The 21,978-nt window shown below is 55.6% G+C and carries 18 protein-coding genes, 1 tRNA gene and 1 pseudogene; 7 read left to right on the top strand and 13 right to left on the bottom strand.

Annotated features, from left to right (window positions below; all coding sequences use genetic code 11):
- Positions 1-120: 120 nt before the first annotated feature.
- Positions 121-915 (top strand): annotated as a pseudogene (locus tag FDK21_RS09705) (IS110 family transposase); the annotation flags it as partial.
- A gap of 287 nt (positions 916-1,202) precedes the next feature.
- Here FDK21_RS09705 and FDK21_RS09700 read toward each other — a convergent pair.
- The 3 genes from FDK21_RS09700 to FDK21_RS09690 all read right to left on the bottom strand — a co-directional run bounded on the left by FDK21_RS09700 (position 1,203) and on the right by FDK21_RS09690 (position 2,765).
- The gene (locus FDK21_RS09700) at positions 1,203-1,925 is read right to left on the bottom strand and encodes a hypothetical protein (RefSeq protein ID WP_246657538.1); all 723 of its coding nucleotides are present in this window, start codon (positions 1,923-1,925) and stop codon (positions 1,203-1,205) included.
- 365 nt (positions 1,926-2,290) lie between these two features.
- A tRNA-Ser gene (locus FDK21_RS09695) sits at positions 2,291-2,380 on the bottom strand.
- 166 nt (positions 2,381-2,546) lie between these two features.
- Entirely contained in the window at positions 2,547-2,765 is a 219-nt protein-coding gene (locus tag FDK21_RS09690; RefSeq protein WP_138148330.1) for a hypothetical protein, read from the bottom strand.
- On the opposite strand from FDK21_RS09690, the gene FDK21_RS09685 reads away from it, so the two are divergent.
- Positions 2,764-3,084 carry a hypothetical protein gene (locus tag FDK21_RS09685; RefSeq protein WP_114008046.1) on the top strand — a complete coding sequence of 107 codons (321 nt, stop codon included), beginning with the start codon at positions 2,764-2,766 and terminating at the stop codon, positions 3,082-3,084. The two genes, FDK21_RS09690 and FDK21_RS09685, sit on opposite strands and share 2 nt — an antisense overlap.
- A gap of 142 nt (positions 3,085-3,226) precedes the next feature.
- Positions 3,227-3,874, top strand: coding sequence for a peptide-methionine (S)-S-oxide reductase MsrA (msrA, locus tag FDK21_RS09680; RefSeq protein WP_138148329.1), 648 nt, complete (start codon positions 3,227-3,229; stop codon positions 3,872-3,874).
- Between the two features lie 76 nt (positions 3,875-3,950).
- On the opposite strand, the gene mepA is transcribed toward msrA, so the two are convergent.
- Positions 3,951-5,015, bottom strand: a complete 1,065-nt coding sequence (gene mepA, locus FDK21_RS09675; protein WP_210238722.1) for a penicillin-insensitive murein endopeptidase — start codon at positions 5,013-5,015, stop codon at positions 3,951-3,953.
- 112 nt (positions 5,016-5,127) lie between these two features.
- Between mepA and FDK21_RS09670 the strand changes: the two genes are divergently transcribed.
- Both FDK21_RS09670 and FDK21_RS09665 read left to right on the top strand, forming a co-directional pair.
- On the top strand, positions 5,128-5,730 hold the full coding sequence (locus FDK21_RS09670) for a DUF2799 domain-containing protein (RefSeq protein ID WP_138148328.1): 603 nt from the start codon (positions 5,128-5,130) through the stop codon (positions 5,728-5,730).
- 407 nt (positions 5,731-6,137) lie between these two features.
- Positions 6,138-7,076, top strand: a complete 939-nt coding sequence (locus FDK21_RS09665) for a diguanylate cyclase (protein WP_138148327.1) — start codon at positions 6,138-6,140, stop codon at positions 7,074-7,076.
- A gap of 66 nt (positions 7,077-7,142) precedes the next feature.
- Here the strand turns inward: FDK21_RS09665 and lepA are convergent, their stop codons facing one another.
- Together lepA and FDK21_RS09655 are read right to left on the bottom strand one after the other, a co-directional pair.
- A complete protein-coding gene (gene lepA, locus FDK21_RS09660; protein ID WP_114008051.1) occupies positions 7,143-8,948 on the bottom strand; it encodes a translation elongation factor 4 in 1,806 nt (601 codons plus the stop codon).
- A gap of 245 nt (positions 8,949-9,193) precedes the next feature.
- Positions 9,194-10,297: a TRAP transporter substrate-binding protein gene (locus FDK21_RS09655; RefSeq protein ID WP_114008052.1), complete on the bottom strand. Its 1,104-nt coding sequence runs from the start codon at positions 10,295-10,297 to the stop codon at positions 9,194-9,196.
- 303 nt (positions 10,298-10,600) lie between these two features.
- On the opposite strand from FDK21_RS09655, the gene FDK21_RS09650 reads away from it, so the two are divergent.
- Positions 10,601-11,092, top strand: a complete 492-nt coding sequence (locus tag FDK21_RS09650; RefSeq protein ID WP_198662796.1) for a winged helix-turn-helix transcriptional regulator — start codon at positions 10,601-10,603, stop codon at positions 11,090-11,092.
- Between the two features lie 55 nt (positions 11,093-11,147).
- On the opposite strand, the gene FDK21_RS09645 is transcribed toward FDK21_RS09650, so the two are convergent.
- The 5 genes from FDK21_RS09645 to rpmI all read right to left on the bottom strand — a co-directional run bounded on the left by FDK21_RS09645 (position 11,148) and on the right by rpmI (position 16,351).
- Positions 11,148-11,807, bottom strand: a complete 660-nt coding sequence (locus FDK21_RS09645) for a nucleotidyltransferase family protein (RefSeq protein ID WP_138148326.1) — start codon at positions 11,805-11,807, stop codon at positions 11,148-11,150.
- A 142-nt stretch (positions 11,808-11,949) separates the two neighbouring features.
- Entirely contained in the window at positions 11,950-14,370 is a 2,421-nt protein-coding gene (gene pheT, locus FDK21_RS09640; protein ID WP_138148325.1) for a phenylalanine--tRNA ligase subunit beta, read from the bottom strand.
- Positions 14,367-15,449 carry a phenylalanine--tRNA ligase subunit alpha gene (gene pheS / locus FDK21_RS09635; protein WP_138148324.1) on the bottom strand — a complete coding sequence of 361 codons (1,083 nt, stop codon included), beginning with the start codon at positions 15,447-15,449 and terminating at the stop codon, positions 14,367-14,369. The genes pheT and pheS overlap by 4 nt, the downstream gene beginning before the upstream one ends.
- 299 nt (positions 15,450-15,748) lie before the next feature.
- The gene (gene rplT / locus FDK21_RS09630; RefSeq protein ID WP_114008056.1) at positions 15,749-16,108 is read right to left on the bottom strand and encodes a 50S ribosomal protein L20; all 360 of its coding nucleotides are present in this window, start codon (positions 16,106-16,108) and stop codon (positions 15,749-15,751) included.
- A 45-nt stretch (positions 16,109-16,153) separates the two neighbouring features.
- A complete protein-coding gene (gene rpmI / locus FDK21_RS09625; RefSeq protein ID WP_138148323.1) occupies positions 16,154-16,351 on the bottom strand; it encodes a 50S ribosomal protein L35 in 198 nt (65 codons plus the stop codon).
- Between the two features lie 458 nt (positions 16,352-16,809).
- On the opposite strand from rpmI, the gene FDK21_RS09620 reads away from it, so the two are divergent.
- Complete coding sequence (locus FDK21_RS09620) at positions 16,810-17,742, top strand: hypothetical protein (protein WP_138148322.1); 933 nt, start codon at positions 16,810-16,812, stop codon at positions 17,740-17,742.
- Positions 17,743-18,055: 313 nt separating this feature from the next.
- On the opposite strand, the gene FDK21_RS09610 is transcribed toward FDK21_RS09620, so the two are convergent.
- Both FDK21_RS09610 and amt read right to left on the bottom strand, forming a co-directional pair.
- Positions 18,056-18,514 (bottom strand): TspO/MBR family protein, encoded by a 459-nt coding sequence (locus FDK21_RS09610; RefSeq protein ID WP_138148321.1) that lies wholly within the window; start codon positions 18,512-18,514, stop codon positions 18,056-18,058.
- A 161-nt stretch (positions 18,515-18,675) separates the two neighbouring features.
- Positions 18,676-21,933 (bottom strand): ammonium transporter, encoded by a 3,258-nt coding sequence (gene amt / locus FDK21_RS09605; protein WP_138148320.1) that lies wholly within the window; start codon positions 21,931-21,933, stop codon positions 18,676-18,678.
- Positions 21,934-21,978 lie beyond the last annotated feature (45 nt).

Raw genomic sequence — 21,978 nt, 5'->3', positions numbered from 1 at the left:
CTTATCCCGGTTATATTGAACCCGAGCGATATCATCCCAAGGCATATGACCCTCCATCTTCTCATCAAAGACGGTTGAATCACAACCTATTGATATCGCTCAACTACTTTTAAATCTGGCTCTAAGGGGCAGAAGAATGACTATAATGACGCCGAGGCCATTGCCGAAGCGGCCTTGCGACCGAACTTGCCGACAGTGCCCGAAAAAAGTCAGGACCAGCTCGACCTGCAAGCTCTCCATCGCGTCAGATCGCGCTTGGTGTCGCGTCGAACAGCAACGATAAACCAGATACGCGCCTTCCTGATTGAACAGGGCATTACAGTTCGCAAGGGTCTGCGAGCTTTGAAGAATTCCTTCGAAACCATTCTCGAGCAGCGCAAAGATGAAATATCTCCTCGAATGCGCAACATCCTGTTTGGCCTCTATGGAGACTGGCTTTGGCTTGATGACCGGATCGAGGCTGTATCAGATGAGATTGAAGAGATCAGTAGAACCGAAGAAAACTGCATCAATGTGATGACGATCCCTGGCATCGGGCCGATAATATCGACAGCAATGGTCGCGGCGATTGGCACTGGCGAGGCTTTTGACCGTGGCCGTGACTTTGCCGCCTGGGTTGGGCTGGTTCCCCGGCAATACAGCACCGGAGGCCGGACGGTTCTTGGTCGCATATCAAAGCGGGGCAGCCGATATTTGCGCATGCTCTTCGTTCAAGCGGCCAAGGTCATCCTGATGCGGACCAATCGATGGCCAGACTTCAGTTTTGGTGAATGGCTGACAAGAGCTTCTGAACGGATGCACCGGAACAAGTTGGCAGTGGCTCTGGCCAATAAGTTGGCTCGGATGGCATGGAGTATATTGAGACATAAGACGGCGTTTGATGCGCCCAGAGATGCGGTCGTGGTTGGCATTTGAAAGCAGCCTCGACCTCAAAGAAGTTCGCGATAGACAGACTGCATGGAACGGAAACATTACGCCCCCAGAATCTGACGGCCCTTTCGGTCAACTTGGACCTTTCCGGTAATGAGATCACGGAGCGAGCGTAACCCCAACAAGGCCACGACCCGCGTGTCGATCAATAGGCCGGATACATATGAGCGACTTCCAGCAACATGCAAAGAAACCTCTTGCGAACAGCAGCCGGTACATACATAAGGGCCGAAAACGTAAAAATCTTTGCTTGATAGCAGAGCAAACATCTCTCACTGAACGGATATCGGCTGCAGCATATTGTCGGTATCAAGGTTGATCGCACTGCGCCAGAGCGGGGTTTTGAATACATGACATACAGGCTTGCTGCCTCCATCTTCACGTGTTTCCACCAGCAACCCAGCCCATTCGAGCGGGCGAAGTACGGAGGCTGAAAACACAGCCATCTCTCTCCACCCCGCGGTGTGCCAATCTTGCGGCTCACCATAGAAGGTTTCGAACAAGGCTGCCTCGGTCGTGCCATGATCGGCTTCGACGTTAATCACATTCATCCAGACGTCCCACTTCCCGAGGGGACGGTTCTCAAAACGTGAATAAAAAGCGTGATCCATCTGAAGCACAAAGTATGGGATCAATTCAGCAAACAGATGGCCAGGAGATTGCGCCAGCTTCATGCCTCGCTTGGTTAGCCGAAACTCACTCTTGATGTGGCGTCCCAGGCGCAGGGAAATTAGTAAGAAATGGATAATCTCGAGCGGTGGAAACTCATATTCATTGATTACCTTGTTATAGCGGAACATTTCTTCTGCGCTTTTTCCCGGCCAATTGAAATTCTCTACAGCCCAATGGACGAAAATGCGCTTGAAGGCCTTAGTTTTGGTTAGACCGATTGACCCGTGCTTCTGCGCATATTGCAGTGTCAGGATAGTGCCCTGCAGCAGCGGAGAATGCGCGAGGTCGGGGTGGTCATCTGGAAGGGGGCGGAATTCTATCATTCCAAGATCTTGCCACAGACAGTGCCTTGGTTCCATAATGTCCGCATAGTGTAAGGGCATATCCCCTGAGATTGTGCACCTACGGCGAATGACCGGATGTGAAGGGCGCTGCAACATGTCGGCTTGTTGTTGATTTAGGTTAGGGCCTTGGCTTTCGAGCTTCATCGATTCCTCGACAGGTTCGTTCACTCCGCCCAAAAAGAACAGTTCGACCACGAATCTATTGGGGAAAAGGGTCCAAAACAGACCAGACCTTCGTATGAATTTGTGTAGCAAAATGTGTAGCAAAAATGGGCACACCCATCGCCCCGGACAATCTAATGCGTTGTTTTTGCTATGAAAATTAGAAATTTTGGAAAGAAAAATGGCGGAGAGACAGGGATTCGAACCCTGGAGACGGTTACCCGCCTACACGCGTTCCAGGCGTGCGCCTTCGACCACTCGGCCACCTCTCCGTACCAAAGTGTGGGCGCAATATAGCCAAATAGAACGGGAACGCAAGCCCTCTTGACCCTATCTGTCAACAGAAAGTCAGACTCTTGTGATATTGCGCCCTCCCCTGTGCATATCACCAGCCAAAAATCAGGCCTCATGCGCCTTATGGTCATGTTCGCATGTCTGCTAACCCCATGGCGCACCATAAAAATCCACACTGAACATCAAATCATAACTTGCTGTTGTCGGCGTGACGTGGGACGCTTTTTGGATCTCATTTTGGCCTTTTATCTTGTGATAGACTTGAATGACGGATTGGGGAGCGACAAGTGTGTTGCGTCGGGCAGCAAGTTTTTCTATTGCCTGAACCATCACGTGTGTCAGCGTTTGAAAGGATAGAGTCATGCGTCTTTTGCGTTTCTTCAGTTCCATGCTTGGTCTGTGGACCTGCGCGCTTGCGCTTCTGGCTCTGGTGCTGGACGGGGTGCGCTCGATCGCCGCCAATGAAGTGGTGATGAAGTCGCTCGGAGCCACCTGGTTCGAAATCGACAATGCCAGCCTAAATTTGGCGCAGGCGGTGATCCAGCGCAACGTCCATCCGTTGATCTGGGATCCTGTGGTGCAGTGGATCTTGATGATGCCAGCCTGGTTGGCCGCGGGGCTGGTTGGTGCCCTTTTCATCTATCTGGGCCGCAAGCGTCGCCCAAAAGTGATCCGGATTTGATTTCTTCGAACGGGCCATGTGACCTAGAACAGACAGTCAGCCGTACCGATATAGATGACTAGTCTTTAGAAACCCTGCCCTTCGACACGCAACCCGGGCAATGGTTGCCCGGGCGGGGACTTGTTTCATGTGAGGAGCGACGATGTTTGGATTGACACGCAAGAAGCTTGACATGCCGACCAAGGAAAGTGCGCTGCCGGGGCGGGTAACCCCGATTGAAACTGCCAGCACCCATTATGTGCTGGGCAGCCCACTCAAAGGCCCCTTTCCAGAGGGTTTGGAAATGGCGATAATTGGAATGGGCTGTTTCTGGGGAGCTGAGCGGGCCTTTTGGCAACTGGATGGAGTATATACCACCGCAGTCGGCTACAGCGCGGGGCTCACGCCCAATCCCACCTATGAAGAAGTCTGCACCGGTGGAACCGGACATAATGAGGTGGTTCTGGTGGTGTTTGACCCGGCCAGGCTTTCCTATCGCAGCTTGCTGAAGACCTTCTGGGAACAGCATGACCCGACTCAAGGGATGCGGCAGGGCAATGATATCGGCACCCAGTATCGCTCCGGCATCTATACGTTCAGCGATGATCAGGCGAAAGTTGCCACCGGATTGCGGCGAGAGTATCAAACGGCTCTGAAGGAACGGGGCCATGGCACCATTTCAACCGAAATTATCGCTGCCGAGCCATTCTATTATGCCGAAAGCTATCACCAGCAGTATCTGGCGAAAAATCCTGGTGGCTATTGCGGCCTTGGGGGCACAGGGGTGTCCTGTCCGATGCCGTTGGCCTGAATGCATCAAGAGACTACCGACAGAAAAAGCCTCGTCCGATGGGAGCGAGGCTTTTTTGATTTTTCGCCTCACTGCCTCAGTTTGGCAATGGACGCGGTTTGGGCAGGGCCTGCAATGGCAGGATATTGTCTGGTGCAACAGCCGACCTCGCCGCACTGGCGGTTTGCAGCGGCGCGGCATCGAGTACTGCACTGCAGGCACTTGGCAAATCGCTCAACGTGACCTGACGGCGTTTGACGGGCTTCTTGTTGGGGTCTTTCTTGACCGGCTTTTTCGGCTTCCAGGGTTCGTCGGAGAGCCACCAGGCCAGTTCCTTGCCGCAGCCATCACCGGCCGGAGGCGGCGCCTGATTCTTGCAGCCGGGATTGCCTGGCGGGCAACTCATCCGCACATGGAAATGATAGTGATGGCCATACCATGGGCGGACCTGTCGCAGCCATGCGCGGTCATCGCCCGCACGATCACAAAGGGCTTTCTTGATACCCGGATGAACAAAAATGCGGGCCACACCGGGGGTTGAGGCGGCGCGTTTGATCAGGCGAAGATGGGCCATGGTGAATTTGTTGGCATCCACCGTCCGGGTGCCTGTCTTGAGCATGGAAATCGCCGAGACCTTCTCGCGCTCGGAGCGGGTGAACCGGCGCTCAGGCATCGGCCGAAGCCAGATATCGGCATCCAGTCCAATCTGGTGGGAGGCATGACCGGTCAGCATCGGCCCACCACGCGGCTGGGCCAGATCGCCGACCAGCAGACCGTTCCAGCCATCATAGGCTTGTGCATCAACAGCCAGCTTCTCCAGAAAGGCAACCAGCACCGGATGACCCCAATTGCGATTGCGCGACAGGCGCATGGCCTGCCAGGCCGGACCATCGATCGACAAGGCGCGACCACCAGCCAGACACCCTTTGGCATAGGAGCCAATGGCACGGGATTGCAAATCGGCAGGCGCTCTCTTCTTGCCGAACAATTGCTTGGCAGGCGTCTGTGCCCATGCCGCATCGCCCGGCAAGGCTGCCAAAGTCAATGGCAGGAGCGCCAAGGCAGAAAGACAGACAGCAACCACGCGCCCCGGTAGGAGGGTGCGGCGGCTGTGGGTAGGGTGACAGGGATGCGCCAACAGGGGCATCTTGGGCAGCGGCATGGCCTTTGCTCCACTTTATCGCAGTTTGAATGCTTGCGACTCTATGCACGAATTGTTAACCATACGTGGATGACGTCCATATTTCCATCCCTCTCGCCATGAAGTTCCTGCCATGCGTCCCTTCATTCCTGTCCTGCTCCTCTCGGGTCTGCTTGTCGGCTGTGCCAGCCTGACCGAGGATGAATGCCATATCGGCAATTGGCAATCGATTGGTCTCAACGATGCCGTTCAGGGACGAACCACTGCGCGTTTCAACGATCACATCAAAGCCTGTCAACGCTATGGGGTGCTGCCGGACAAGGGGCTGTATGACAAGGGGTATCATGAGGGACTGGTGCGCTATTGCACTCCGTCGAACGGCTTCAATGTCGGGCGAAATGGCTATCAATATCATGGCATTTGTCCCGCGGGTGCGGAGGCTTCCTTCCTCAGGGGCTATGAGCGGGGGCATGATCTGCACGAGATCGAAAAGCAGATTGCCGAAGCGCGGAACAGTCTGGGCGACGTGCGGAGCAAGATTGCGTCCTTGCGCAGCCACAAGGCAGCTCCGGGGAAAAAGGACAAGGTGAGCGAACGGGAAAGAAGAGCCTCGTTGCGGCGCTTGTTCCGCGAAGCCGACCGTCTGGAAGACGAGATCCATCGACTCAATCGTCAACGGGATCGGGCGCTGTTGGCTGCCGATGACTTTCTGGCTTCGGTCAGCCCGGATATCTGAACCGCGCGCTGCAATCCTTAATAGACCTTCCGGAATTTTATAGAATCAAATTGAGATTATCCACACGACTGCAAGGGATGAAATATCAAAAGGCATTCGGACACCAAGGATTCGACTCTTTTGTATATCCCTTTAATAATTTGAAACTATTACATATTGTCTTGTGTCTAGCGCAGAATCTTCCATCAGATCAGGCTCATTCTATTCACTGATACCAAAAATTAACTTTGTTGCATGATGGACATCAAGACGTGCATTTTTGGCTGTGGTCGTATTAGTACGTTAAGGCTCATGACCTAGGATGCCCATCAGTTACAACACAAGGCCGGCGCCATGAATGCTGTTTGACATGCATTCACTTGGGGGCAAGGGCAGTTTGCCTTGTGTAAAAAAGACCCGGGGGCAAAATGAAGATCGTTCTAGTGGAAGCCAAAGGCGCTGAGCGTAGCGCCATACGCTCAATGCTCGAAAAGCGACAGGAGACGGTGTATGCCTTCTCCAAGGGGCAGGATGCGTGGTCTTTCATCGAGCAGACACCCGACATCAACATCATTATCGTTTCGCTCAATGACGAAGGCATGTCCGGTCTGGAGATATGCTGGAATGCGCGCATTCTTGCCGAGCAACGCAAGGGCATGTATGTGATCGCCATTTCTGGCGAAGACAATGACGACATGTTGGTCGAAGCACTTGACAGTGGTGCAGATGATTATCTGCAAAGGCCACTACAGGAAGAAATCCTTCTGGCGCGCCTGCGAGTAGCAGAGCGGATGATTGTGCTGCAGCAGCAGCTGGTGCAATTGGCAAACCATGATTCCCTGACAGAGCTGCTCAATCGTCGCGCCTTTTTCGAGCATGCGGATCTGGAACTCTCCGACCCGGAAAAAAGCCCATCGATCCATGCCATCATGTTCGATATCGACCATTTCAAGCGGGTCAATGACAGCTTTGGCCATGATGCCGGTGATCAGGTGATCCGTACGGTCGCCAAGATTGCACAGGCTGAGGGCGATCTGATCGGGCGTCTGGGCGGGGAAGAGTTCGCGATGATTCTCAGCGACCAGTCGACGCTGGGCGCAGCGCGCAGCGCCGAACGGATGCGCGAGACCATCGAGAATACACCGATCCTGATCAATGGCCACCGGATCGAGATCACATCAAGCTTTGGCGTTGCCAGCTATCAGGACGGCGACAGTGTGGACGAACTGCTCAAACGCGCCGACATTGCGCTCTACCGCTCGAAGAATGAGGGGCGAAACCGGGTTTCGGTGGACAGACCGCATAAATCGGTGATCGAGGATGATTACAAAGCCACCTGCAATATCAGACAGAAAAGCAGGGCCTGAGAGCCCTGCTTTTCTGTGGTCTTTCTGGCGCCGTCCGTCTTCAGGGCCGACTATCGTCAGAATGCATCAATTGTCCATCTTCAGTGCGGCGATGAAGGCTTCCTGCGGGATCTCCACCTTGCCGAACTGGCGCATTTTCTTCTTACCCGCCTTCTGTTTGTCCAACAGTTTGCGCTTGCGGGTGGCGTCACCACCATAACATTTTGCGGTCACGTCCTTACGCATCGCCGAAATGGTCTCACGCGCGATCACCCGGCCCCCAAGAGCGGCCTGAATCGGGATCTTGAACATGTGACGCGGGATCAGCTCCTTGAGCTTTTCGCACATGGAACGGCCGCGAATGTCGGCCTGCGAACGGTGGACCAGCACGGACAGGGCGTCCACGGGTTCTTCATTGACAAGGATCGACATTTTCACCAAGTCACCTGCGCGATAGTCGGCCAGCTGATAGTCAAAGCTGGCATAACCCTTGGAGATCGATTTCAGGCGATCATAGAAGTCGAACACCACTTCATTGAGCGGCAAGTCATATTGCACCATGGCGCGACTGCCGACATAGGAAAGATCGGTCTGGATACCGCGTCGCTCCTGACACAGGGTCAGGATCGGGCCGAGATATTCATCCGGCGTCATGATCGATGCCTTGATCCAAGGCTCGCGGATTTCGCGGATCTTGACCACGTCGGGCATGTCGGCCGGATTGTGCAGGCTGATGTCGGAGCCGTCAGTCAGTTCCATCTCATAGACCACACTTGGAGCGGTGGCGATGAGATCGAGATTGAATTCGCGGCTGAGGCGCTCCTGAATGATTTCCAGATGCAGCAGACCGAGGAAGCCACAGCGGAAGCCGAAGCCCAATGCGGCAGAGGTTTCCATCTCGAAGGAGAAGCTGGCATCATTCAAACGCAGCTTGCCCATGGCAGCGCGCAAATCTTCAAAGTCGTTGGCATCGACCGGGAAAAGGCCGCAAAACACCACCGGCTGGGCCGGACGAAAGCCCGGCAGGGGCGTTTCGCACGGTTTGCGAACATGGGTGATGGTATCCCCCACACGGGTATCGGCCACTTCTTTGATCGAGGCGATCAGGAAACCGACCTCACCGGGCGCCAACTCCTGAACCTCGGTCATTTTTGGACGGAAGACGCCGATGCGGTCGACGTCATAGGCGGCACCGGTGCCGACCATCCGGATCTTGTCGCCCTTCCTCAGAACACCATCGACGATGCGGACAATCACCACAACGCCGAGATAGACGTCATAGTAGCTGTCAACCAGCATGGCTTTGAGCGGCGCATCCAAATCCCCTTCCGGGGCAGGCAGGCGCTGGACGATGGCTTCGAGTGTTTCCTTGATGCCGATGCCGGACTTGGCGCTGGCTTCAATCGCGTCAGACGCGTCAATGCCGATTACATCCTCGATCTGGGCGCGGACACGGTCGGGCTCAGCCGCTGGCAGATCGATCTTGTTGAGGATCGGGACAATCTCGTGATCATTCTCGATTGCCTGATAGACGTTGGCCAGCGTCTGGGCTTCCACCCCTTGTGAGGCATCGACCACAAGGATCGACCCTTCGCAGGCGGCCAGCGACCGGCTGACTTCATAGGCAAAGTCGACGTGACCCGGCGTATCCATCAGGTTGAGCGTATAGGTTTCCCCATCATCCGCCGGATAGGTCAGGGACACGGTCTGTGCCTTGATGGTGATGCCGCGTTCTTTTTCGATGTCCATGCTGTCGAGGACCTGCTCGGACATCTCGCGATCGCTCAAGCCACCGGTCAACTGAATGAGCCGGTCGGCGAGCGTCGACTTCCCGTGATCAATATGGGCAATGATCGAGAAGTTGCGGATTTTATCAAATGTCTGTTTTGTCATGGCGCGCTTATACCCTTAGCTCTCTCAAGTGAGAAGAGGCTTTTTTCCGGCCGATATGCTTTTTCTTGGCTATCTCATGAACAGAGAGAATGTTCCAGCAGGAATTGCGCGATTGAGCCGATTTACGCGCATATTCGTGCATTGAACTGGCCCGCTGAGGGGGAAAGCAGGACAGAAGCGGGCAAAGACGAAAAAACCCGGCCTTAAAAGACCGGGTTTTCTGACTTTGCAAACCGCTGGCCGTCTCAGAGATCGAGCGCCAATTTCCGGGTTCTGGTGGCTTCCCATTCGGAAATCATCACATAATCGGACGCAATCTTGCGGAAATCGACAAAGCTCTTGTAGATCTCGCCTGCCAGTGGCGAGGTATCTGCAATTTCCTTGGTAACGATGGCCGACTCTTTGGCCAGAGCCATGGTGATGTCATCGGGCAGGCTGCGCAGTTTGACGCCTTCCTTGGCCAGCAATGGTCCCAAGGTCATCATGTTGTGATAGGCAAAGTCCGCCATGGTGTCCATCGAGGTCGCCAAGGCTGCTTCACGGACGATGGCCTGCAGATGGTCTGGCAGGGCGTTGAATTTCTCGGTGTTGACGATCACTTCGAGCGATGGCCCCAATTCATGGAAGGCCGGCATGTAATAGTTGCCAACCACCTTATAGAGACCGAAGGCCAGATCGTTCCACGGGCCAACCCACTCGGCGGCATCAATGGTGCCTGCCTGCAACGCGGAAAAAATGTCGGTTGGCGGCAGCATCACGACAGACGCGCCCAGGCGACGCAGCACTTCGCCACCAAGGCCTGCAATGCGCATCTTCAGGCCCTTCAAGTCATCAAGGGTTTTGATTTCCTTGGCAAACCAGCCACCAGCCTGGGTGCCTGAAGAGCCAGCATAAAGCGGTGTGACGCCAAATGGTTCATAGGCGCGCTCCCACAGAGCTTGCCCGCCCCCATATTGCAACCAAGCAATATGCTCGATCTGTGTCAGGCCAAATGGCACACCGGTGAAGAAATGGAACGACTGATCCTTGCCCTGCCAGTAGTAGGGGGTGGCGTGGCCACATTCGGCAGCGCCATTGGAGACCGCATCAAACACTTCGAGCGGCGGCACCAGTTCGCCCGCGCCAAAGACCTTGATCTCCAGCTCCCCGGCCGACATCTTGTTGACGCGCTCGGCAAAACGGACACCGTTGACACCAACGCCCGGCACCTGCTTTGGCCAAGACATCGGCATTTTCCATGTGATGGTCTCATTCGCCTTGACAATCGCCGGGCTTGCCAAACTGGCTGCCCCGCCTGCCGCCAACCCCGTCAGGACCGAGCGGCGATTGATCGAACCATTCTTCGACATTGTTATTCTTCCTCTGGCTATTATTGAACTTTCTTATTGGATAGACCGTAGGTTGGCACGAGGATGCCAGTGGTGCAATAGGGACAAGACCGGTGCGACATCACTATCCTCAATCCATCCCGAAGACGTGCCAGCCCGCGCAAAGCCAAAGAGGCGCCGAATGCAGAAACTGGTGGAGAACCCAATTTCATGCGCCCTTTTAGGCACCTGAATTGACTTGCATAATACGCAGCATCCTGTAAAAACCCTATGAAACGCAACATATTGTTTCGTTTAAATGCCTCGAACCGAAGGATCCCAGCCTTGCCGCGCAAAAGCTCAAAACTCGATCGGATTGACCTGCGTATTCTTGATGAGCTGCAAAAAGATGCCCGCATCACCAACAAAGCGCTCTCGGAGAAAGTCGGATTGTCGCCGAGCCCCTGCCTGCAGCGGGTCAAGCGGTTGGAGGATATTGGCCTGATCAGTGGCTATCTTGGCCTGATCAATCTGGAGCAGCTTTGCCGCCATGTCACCGTGATGGCGACCATCACCATCCGTGACCATGATCATTCCATCTTCTCCACCTTTGAGGAATCGATTGCCGATCTTCCAGACGTGGCGGAGTGCCTCAAACTGAGCGGCTCGTTCGATTATCTGGTGCGGTTTGTCTGCACCGACATCCAGCGCTATCACTCGGTCACCGAGGATCTCTTGGTCAAGATTGGCGGCAAAATGCAGATTGCCAGCCATGTTGTGTTGGATCAGACCAAGCAATATCGTGGCGTGGCGCTGGATGAACTGGTCAATGGCTAGACCCTGATCGGACGCCCAGCCCCATTTCAAGCCCGCTTCTGTCAGAGCAGGTCTGTCACAACTGATCTGGCCGGACCGGCTCTTCTGTTTCCCAGTCAAGGATCCGCAAGTGCGGCCAGTGGCGTGCCATACGTTTGGCTTTTTCGGCATAATGGGTGCGGTTGGTCGGTAGCTTGCGACAAGGGCGAATGGTCAGGGCGAAAATGTCTTCCAGCCCAAAGGGCGCGGCAATCGACAGGCTGTCGTCGTCTTCGAGCCGGACCGCCACTGCATGGGTGGTACACATATAATTTTCCAAACTCTCATCGGTGTCTTTGAGCTCCGGATAAGAACCGCCAAAGCGCTCGGGATACCAGAGATGGACGCGGGCCTGATTGCGCAGCTCTATGCGCCCTTGCCATTGAGGCATTGCCGCCTCCACCCGCTTGATCATCGCATCTTCCGCCTCATAAGAGCGATCAGACGCGTCAAAATAGGCGACGTCATAATCCTTGATGCCGTGGCCCTGTGGCTGGCCTGTGAGGCGGTTCCAAACCGTTTGATAGATCGCGCCAGAGACCAGCCGCCAGTCGGGCAAATCGAGCGCGCGCAAGCCTGTAAGGATCTCCATCAGGTCATCGTCTTCTGAGACGAATTGCGCCAGCAGAAAGCGGCGCTCCTGCTCGTCGAGTTGATTGTCTTGAGCGTTGGCCTTGATCAGATGCGGGCTTTCCATCTTTGGATCTCCGTGCTGGACTCTCCTGTCGTTGCGTGGGCAGGGTCGGCGATTCTGGCAACCATCTCAACCGTACATGAGAGATCTGAACAAAAAAGGCGGAGCCGATGGCTCCGCCTTTTCAATCCATATCGGATCAAGATCAACCGCGCAATTCGCCGCCGGTTGACTTGGCGACCGCATCAACGATTTTCTTCGAGATGGCCTCGATGTCTTCGTCGGTCAGGGTCTTGTCCTTTGGCTGCAAGGTCACTTCGAACGCAACCGATTTTTTGCCCGGCTCCAAACGGTCGCCTTCGTAAAGGTCGAACAGATTGACGCCGGTGATCAGCTTTTTATCCGCGCCATTGGCGGCCCGCAGGATGGTGGTTGCGGTGACGTCCTTGTCGACAAGGAAGGCAAAGTCGCGGCGCACCGGCTGCAGGTCTGACAGGGTCAGAGCAGGACGGGACTTGGACGGCTTTTTCTTCGGCGCAGGTACCGCTTCGATGGTGATTTCGAAGGCATAGACAGGACCGTCAACCTTCAGATCATCAAGGACTTTCGGATGCAATTCACCGAAGGTGCCGATGACATTTTTCGGGCCCAACTGGATTTTGCCGGAGCGACCCGGATGATACCAGTCAGGACCACCAGCGACGATTTGCAGCTTGGTGCTATCAAGGCCCATGGCATCGAGTACACTCAAGGCATCGGCGCGGATGTCAAACACATCAACCGCCTTGGCAGGCTCGCGCCAGTGGCGGCCATTGCCGACCAGCTGGGTAGCACCGCGACGGATGCCAGAGGCGTGGGTGAATTGCTCTTCGGGCTGATCGCCAAGGAAGATCTGTCCCACTTCGAACAGAGCCAGATCATTGAAACCGCGGTCGACATTGCGCTGGGCTGCTTGCAGCAGACCCGGCAACAGGCTCGGGCGCATGTCGGACAGGTCGGCAGAAATCGGGTTGGTCAGGGCCAATTCCGGTTTGCCGCCGCCGAACAGGTCGGCCAAATGCTTCTCGGTGAAGGACCATGTGACCGCTTCGACCATGCCACGGGCCGCCAGTTGGCGACGGGCGGCGCGGATGCGCTTCTGACGCTCGGTCAGCGGTGGCTGGGTCACCGCATGCAGGCGCGGCAACGGGGTGTTTGGCACCCGGTCGACGCCAACAATGCGCGCGACTTCTTCCACGATATCCGCCTTGCCGTGAATGTCCGGGCGGAAGCTCGGCACGGCGATTTTGACGTCATGGCCATGGCCTGACACCCAGAAGCCGAGACGGGTCAGCACGGTCTTGATTTCCACTTCCGGCACATCGAGACCAACCAGACGCTTCACTTCCGACATTGGGAAGTCGATGATCTTCTCGCTGACCGGGGCCTGACCGGCAACGACCATATTGGATGGTTCGCCACCACACAGGTCAAGCACCATCTGAACGGCCGCATTCTGACCGGGAATGACGAATTCCGGATCACAGGTGCGCTCGAAGCGATAGCGGGCATCGGACTGGATTCCCAAGCGACGTCCCGCGCGAGCCGTCAGGATCGGATCGAACCAGGCACATTCGATGAAAACATTGGTGGTTTCGGGTTGGGAGCCGGTTTCCTCGCCCCCCATGATCCCACCGAAACCAACAAGGCCCTTGTCGTCGGCAATGACACAAATGTCCTCACCCTCGGTGATTTCATAGTCCTTGCCGTCAAGCGCCTTCATGCTCTCCCCCGGCTTGCCAAGGCGCACATGGATGTCACCGGTCAGCTTGTCCGCATCATAGACATGAAGCGGGCGGCCGCGGTCGTAGGTGATATAATTGGTGATGTCGACCAGCGCGTTGATCGGACGAAGACCGATGGCCCGCAGACGCTGCTGCAGCCAATCGGGGCTTGGGCCATTTTTGACGCCTTTGACATAGACACCGGTGAAGATCGGGCAGATCGGATTGTCGCCCTCTTCCTTCAGCAACACGTTGATCGGGCTGTCGAAAGAGCCATCCACCGCTTTGGGATGCTTTTCTTTGAGCACACCGACGCCAGCGCCGGCCAGATCACGGGCAACGCCATAGACACCCAGCGCATCGCCTCGGTTTGGCGTGATGGCAATGTCGATGACCGGATCATCAAGGCCCAGCAACGGCGCAAAAGGCTCACCGATCGGGGCATCTTCTGGCAGTTCCATAATGCCGTTATGCTCATCGGACAGGCCCATTTCGCGCTCGGAGCACATCATGCCGTTCGATTCCACACCGCGGATCTTGGTTGGTTTCAAAACCATACCGTTGGACGGAATGACAGAGCCATTCTGAGCCAAAACGACCTTGATGCCAGCGCGGGCATTGGGAGCGCCACAGACGATCTGCAGCACTTCCTTGCCGGTATTGACCTTGCAGACCCGCAGGCGGTCGGCGTCGGGATGCTGAACCGCTTCCTCGACATGGGCGACCGTGAAGGCCTTCAAAGCCGCAGCCGTGTCGATGACTTCCTCGACTTCAAGGCCGATGACGGTGAGTTTTTCGAGGATTTCTTCGAGCGACGCATCGGTGTCGAGATAATCCTTCAGCCACGAGAGGGTGAATTTCATGAGGAGAGCCCTCCTACCAGTCCGGGAATATCAAGGGGGCGGAAGCCATAATGGTCGAGCCAGCGCTTGTCGCCATTGAAGAAGGCGCGCAGGTCCGGCATGCCATATTTTAGCATGGCGATGCGGTCGATGCCCATGCCCCAGGCAAAGCCGGTATATTTGTCCGGATCAAGGTTGCAGTTGCGCAGCACATTGGGATGGACCATGCCGCAGCCCAAAATCTCCAGCCAATCGTCGCCTTCGCCAATGCGCAGCTCATTGCCGACGCGCTGGCAGCCAATATCGACTTCCATGGATGGCTCGGTGAAGGGGAAGTGCGAGGCGCGGAACCGCATTTTGACTTTGTCCACCTCGAAGAAGGCCTTGCAGAATTCTTCCAACACCCATTTGAGGTGCCCCATATGGGCGCCTTCTTCAATGACGAGGCCTTCAACCTGATGGAACATCGGGGTGTGGGTCTGGTCACTGTCGCAGCGATAGGTGCGGCCCGGACAGATGACGCGGATCGGTGGTTCCTGATTGACCATGGTGCGGATCTGAACCGGCGAGGTGTGGGTCCGCAACACCATCTGGCTGCCATCTTCTTTCTCAGGCAGGAAGAAGGTGTCATGTTCCAGACGCGCCGGATGGTCGGGCGGGAAGTTGAGCGCGGTGAAGTTGTAGAAATCGGTCTCGATGTCAGGGCCTTCTGCGACCGCAAATCCCATGTCGGCGAAGATTGCGGTCAATTCGTCCGTCACCTGAGCGATCGGATGCACGCGGCCATCAAAGGTCGCGCCCTGACGGGTGGGCAGGGACACATCGACGGTCTCGCTCTTCAGGCGGGCATTGAGGGCTTCTTCCTTCAGAATCTCTTTGCGCGCTGCCAGCAAATCACCGACGCGGCTTTTCAGCCCATTGAGGGCCGGGCCCATTTCCTTGCGTTCTTCCGGGCTCATCTTGCCGAGCGTTTTCATCAGCTCCGAAATCTTGCCCTTCTTGCCAAGGGCGGAGACGCGGACATCTTCCAGTGCAGTTTCGTCACCGGCCGCATCAATGGCGACGGCGATTTCCTGCTCAAGTGTTTCAAGTTCCGACATAACTATTCCGTTGGGACAGGTTTGGCCGGGCGAAGACCCGACACGGGGTGCGATTGCTGCGGTTTTAGCAGATTGCATGCGGCTTGCCAGTGGCTTTGTGGCAAAAAGATAAGGCAAATCTGATAGAACCAAGAAAAAACCCGCTTCGATTGCTCGACGCGGGTTTTCAAATCGTGAAATCTGTGTGTGCGCCGATATGAGACCATCCTGCGAGACGGACAAACCCGCTTCGCAACAGTTAGAGCCTCAACAGCAATCCCAGACCCAAAAAAGCGCTAAGCGCCTTTGCGGGAAGAGATTTAGGCAGCAGCAGTAGATTTGGCCTTTTCAACCAGAGAAGCGAAAGCTTCTGGCTGATGAATGGCCATATCGGACAGAACCTTGCGGTCAATTTCGATGCCAGCCTTGTTGAGGCCGTCGATAAATCGACCATAGGTCAGGCCCTGTTCGCGAACAGCGGCGTTGATGCGCTGGATCCAGAGCGAACGGAAGTTGCGCTTCTTGGCCTTACGGTCGCGATAAGCGTACTGACCGGCTTTTTCAACCGCCTGTTTGGCGACGCGAATGGTGCTCTTGCGGCGGCCATAATAACCTTTGGCAGCCTTCAGAACTTTTTTGTGGCGGGCATGAGCGGTTACACCGCGTTTTACACGTGACATGTTTTGATCTCCTTATAATCGGAATGCTGTTCTCAAGGTCTGCGCTTATTTGTAAGGCAGGAACTGCTTGACAATTTTTGCATCCTGATCGCACAGAGTGGTCGTGCCACGGGCTTTGCGGATGAACTTGGTGGTGCGCTTGATCATACCATGCTGTTTGCCAGCCTGTGCTGATACGATCTTGCCGGTACCGGTCACTTTGAAACGCTTCTTGGCGCCGGACTTGGTCTTCAGCTTGGGCATTTTGCTCTCCTGAAACTGTATCTTGGCCCGAATTCCCTTGATCGATTGAAGACAATCAATCGGAACGCGTGCTCGGATCGTTGTTTTTTTGAAACTGCTCGAAGGCGGATTGGCATCTCCGAAAAAATGGGGTCTGCAGCACCGTCTCGGATTGAGCATTCGAGACCCACCACGGCAGCCCTTACGATAGCCGGATGAGTCGAGACTGGCGGGTTATAGCGATGTGGGTGCAGAGAATCAAGGGCAAAGGGGGAAGATTCTGACAGGGGGGGTGACGGGAGGGGGGCTGTTCGGACGTTTTGAACATTCGGTGCCGAGCAATGCTTTTCTTAGAAAGAATGCAGCAACTGGTAATCGGGCGAAGAGCGGACATTAGCTCAAGAAGCGCGATATAAAGATTGGACACGCAAAAGCTGACATGAATTGAGCATCGAATCCAATTGCGCTACACTCTAACCATGGCTGAAACTCTATATCTCGACCAGAATGCGTGGGTGTCGCTGGCGCGAGGCGCTTGGGACAAGGCTAGCTATCCGAAGGACCATAAACGACTGGTGAAGGTAGTCGAGGCGCTTCAGCAGAACCGCTTTGTCGTCCCATTAAGCTTCGCCAATATCTACGAAACCTCGAAGATAAACGACCCGGCCCGTCGAGCCAACATGGCGCGAACCCAGGTTACAATCAGCCAGGGGCAGGTCTTTCGTGGCAGGCGTCGAATCTTGGGTGAGACACTCGCTTTATATTTGGCCGACAAATTTTCGATCGTGCATGCACCGCCGGAAGAGCACTGGTTCCTGTCTGACCTATGGTTCGAAGCGCTCGCTGACTATTCGCCAGAGACATTCGGCTTCTCGCTATCGGACGCAGCGCTTGACCATATGCATTCCTACCCTGCAAGGGTGCTGTTCGACTATCTTACCTCCAACGATGAGGATGTTAGGCTCGAAGGTGTTAGGCGCTTTAGCGCTAGCTCGGCCGATCTTGTCATGGGAATCGAAGCACGACGGGCTATTGTAGCTTCCGAACCGTTGGCGCTGCGCAAACGTGCTTATGGCGCGCGGCTGATTATCGATGAGCTAGATTTCGTCCTTGCAACTGGCCGAAGTCTTGGGTTGGATTGGAATGGCTTTACCGATATTGGATCTTCATTGGTCCGAAGTATACTAGGTGACGTACCGATCCTAGCTACAGAGAGGGAACTGGCTATCCGACTCGAGGATCTGGCGAGGCCCATCGAAGAAAATGACCTACGAGACATGTCGGCCTTCACTACAGTGTTGTCGCTTGCCGATGTCGTCATCGGCGAAAAGACGTTTGTCAATCTCGCCCGTCAGGCATGTCTGGACAAAGCTTATGGCACACGGCTTCTAACATCTATTGACGAACTTTGATCGCGGAGTGTGGGCTGAGGGCCGGCTTTTCTTGCCACCCTTTGTTGCATTGGCAATAAATTCTTCATTTTGAAGGCCAAAAAAGAACTCAAAGCATCCCTCCCCATTTCACACCTAAGGCCAGCCAGTTGTTCTTCTAACCCCTGCCTCACCCGATCAGGCAATGACCTGTTCGAGGTGCCAGATTTTGGAGATGATTTGCCAGCCTTCTTTGCCTAAATCAAAGCCCAGATGATCGACAAAGACATTTTCATGGGCGCGGATGTGGATTTTGGCCGTGGCGCTGCGGGGCGACAGAACTCGATCAGCCCCCTCAATTCAACGCCACCAATCCTGCATTGAGATAAGCGGCGAAGGTGACCCATAGGGCATAAGGGGCAAACAGCCATGCGGCGAGACGCTGCCGGTGCCATGTGGCGCGGATGAAGGCGGCGATGGTTGCGAGAAGGGCGAGGATCACCAAAAGCCCCAGCAGCAATTGATTGAGCGTGAAGACAATCGGGCTCCACGCGAAATTCAGGCCCATTTGCAGAATCCAGAGCATCATCGGGCCGCGCGGACCGGGCAAATCGAGCACATGCGTGCCGGCAACCGCAATGAGAATGTAAAGCAGGGTCCAGGCTGGCGCGAAGAGCCAGTTGGGCGGAGTGAAGGCTGGCTTTTCCAGCCCTGCATACCATGGGCCGGGAATATTGGTCGCCCCGATCAGCAGGCCGCCACCAACGGAAATAGCCAGAAAAATCAACAAAGCGATCCAGTATCCTCGGGTCATACACGCTCCTCAACCAATAGAAATGACAAAGCCCACTCACGCGTTCTGCCATAAGTCTGGAGCGCAAGAAAGCCTTTTGCAATGGGTCGATCGTGGGATGGGGAAAGGGCGCTGCCGCCCTGATCCAACGGAGCGTCCGGGGACGGATCGCTTGTTTGTTGTCAGGCCGTGCGCTGGGCAAGATCCGACAATGGAGGCCGGTCCGCCTGATCCAGAACACGATCCTCTGCTGCGGCCTTGGCTCTGGCAAGGGCTCGCAAGGCTGCGACATGCGCATCGGTTTCCTGCAAGTCGGCCTGCTCCGTCATGAAATGGGTCAGATCGGCCGGAGCAGAGGTGATGGCCTGTTCGATCGGCACCGGTTTTCCGATCAGATAGCCCTGAAACTGGTCGCATTTCTGGTTTCGAAGGAACAGGATCTCTTCCTTGGTCTCCACCCCTTCGGCGACGACTTTCATGCCCAGACCAGCCCCAAGACTGATGATGGCCTTCATGATGGCGACCGCATTGTCTTCCTGTCCCAGTGCGGCAACAAAGCTGCGATCGATCTTGATCGTGTCAAAGGGATATTTCGACAAATAGGACAGGGACGAGTAACCAGTGCCGAAATCATCAAGCGCCAGAGACAGCCCGATGGACTTGAGCAGTTTCATGATGGACAGACCACGGGCATCATCCTCAATCAGCATGCTTTCGGTCAGTTCCAGTTCCAGTTGGGATGGTTCGGCCCCTGTCTGGGCCAGAATGGCCTCAATCTTGGCGACAAAGTCCTTCTGCTGGAATTGCAATGGGCTGATATTGACGCTGATATGCTTGCCCGCAAACGGCCCCTTGGAGGCGAGACAGGCCTGATGGAAGACCCAGCTGTCGATATCGATGATCTTGCCACAGGCTTCGGCAACGGGAATGAACTCAGCCGGACTGACAAGGCCGCGCACCGGATGGTTCCAGCGCAGCAAGGCTTCATAGGAGTTGATTTCCAGATTGTCAGCCTCTGCCCGTGGCTGGTAATAGACCTCGAACTCGCCCGCTTCAAGTGCGGTTTCCAGATCCGCTTGCAGCAGCCTGCGCTTCTCCATCAACTCATTGAGACCCTGACGATACATGGTGGCCATGCTCCGCCCGGAATTCTTCGAATGGTAGAGCGCAATGTCCGCATTGCCGAAGACATCTTCCTTGTCGCGGGCATGTTCGGGACAAAGGGCTACCCCGACACTGGCACCGATCATTGCGGATCTGCTGTCGCCCAGCGAAATGGGTTTGGCCATTTCTGCAACAATGCGATGACCGGTATCTTCTGCCTGATTGGCAAAACTGATGTTGGGCTGAATGATTGCAAATTCATCGCCGCCCAACCGGGCAACCGTACCATCGGGCCCGACGATGGATTGCAACCGGCTGGCTGCCTCTTTGAGGACCAGATCGCCCGCCTGATGGCCATGCACATCATTGACATTCTTGAAGCGATCCAGATCCACCAGAATGAGCGCGGTGCTCCTGCCGTTGATTGCTGATTTGACGGCGTTGTCCAGCTTGTCATTGAACAAAGAGCGGTTGGCTAGCCCGGTCAACGCATCGCTTTGGGCCAGAATCCGCATGTTCCGCTCGGCCGCCTTGCGCTCGCGCAGATCGACCAGACAGACGATTCGAACATTGTCGCCCCTGAAATTGATGACCCGGCCCTTGACCGCAACCGGGATATGCTCGCCGGACTTGGCTGCCAGATTGACCTCGTAGAAGCCGCGATTGCCTCTATGCATGGCGTCGGAGGCGTCTCTTCGTTTGTCCTTGACGCGAAACCGCATGACGGATTTGCCGACCATTTCGTCCAGACTGTATCCCAACAGCTCAACCAGACGCTGGTTGCCATCGATGATGATGCCATTCTTGAGCATGGCGATGCCTTCAAAGGTCGCGTTGGAGAGCGCCGTGATCCGCTCGGCTTCCTCTGATTGCGCCTTCAGGGCATCAAGCTCGCTGAGTTTGCGATGCTCATGTTCCATATTGATCATCAGCTGGTTGAACAGATCAGTCAGCTTCTCGGCCTCATCGCCGGGCACCGTCGGGAGGCGCTGGCTGAAACCGCGCTGACCGGAGACCAGATTTTCCATGGCCTCCTCGACATGGCCGACACCGATGCGGGTGGCATGTTCTGCCACATTGAGCCCGATCAGCTCCTGCTTTTGATTGACGCGCAAGCCGACAACCCGGTTCAAAGTCCAGAAGAATGCATAACCAAGGAAGAAGCAGAAGCAGAAATTGAGCAACACCCCGCCGGTCTGCACATAGATCTGATGCAAGCGGCTGCCCGACAATTGATCAGCCGGAGCAAGAAAGGCCAGCCCGACCGTGCCCACCACGCCAGCAAAGCCATGGGTGCCAATGGCCCCGACGGCATCGTCAATCTTGTAGTTCTGCTCAAGAAAGTCATTGGCATAGATGGCGACGGCGCCGCCGACGGCCCCAATGATGATGGCCCCTGCAGGGGTCAGAACCGCGCAGCCAGCGGTGACCGCGACCAAACCACCCAGCATGCCGTTGACGGATTTTTCGGGCAGATAGCAGCCATCCTTTAAATAACCGAGGATGTGCCCTGCCACGGCCCCAAAGCCGCCCGCCAAAATCGTGTTGAGAATGATGAAGGCCACACCCTCGCCCGCCTTCAAGGTGGATCCACCATTGAAACCAAGCCAGCCGATAAAGAGAAGCAGCCCCCCTGCGGCCGTCAGTACCGGGCTGTGGCCCGCCAGCCGGATCGGCCTGCCTTGTTTGTCAAACCGCCCCTCTCGTGCCCCGAGCACCAGACAGGCCGCCAGCGCCACCCAGGCCCCTGTGGCATGAACAACGGTCGATCCCGCAAAATCGATAAAGCCCAGATTGGCCAGAAAGGCGCCGGGATTGTCCTGCAAGGCATTGCCCCAGACCCAATGGACAAAAACCGGATAGATGAGGACGGACAGGAAAATGGACCCGATCACATAGGCAGACAGCCGCATACGCTCGGCAACGGCACCGGAAACAATGGTGGCCGCCGTGCCACAAAACATCACCTGAAAGACAAAGAAACCCGCTTCATAGGTTGTGATCTTCTGGAGGCCCAGATACTTCCAGTCAAATCCAATCAAGCCATAGTGGCTGGAGCCGAATGCGATGGTGAAGCCGGCAATGGCGAAGGCCGCGACCGAGAAGGTGAAGTCGAGCAGGTTCTTCTGGGCGACATTGATGCTGTTCTTGGAGCGGACCATGCCGGCCTCCAGAAGCAGGAAGCCGACTTGCATGAACATGATCAACGCACTGGCTGCCATTATCCATGTCATGTTCAGTCCGGATTCGACATCCCTGACATTCAGCGCCGAGGCCTCGGCAGTCACGATGGACAAACCAAATGCGAGGGTTGAAATTGCCAGAATACGTCTCATCAGTTTTAGCTTCCCATAACCATTTCCTGAAATTTGATAGCAGAG

It is taken from the genome of Cohaesibacter sp. CAU 1516 (genome assembly GCF_005771485.1).
GTDB lineage: Bacteria > Pseudomonadota > Alphaproteobacteria > Rhizobiales > Cohaesibacteraceae > Cohaesibacter > Cohaesibacter intestini.
Note: the sequence above shows the minus strand (reverse complement) of the source record. Positions and strands in the feature narration are given on the sequence as shown.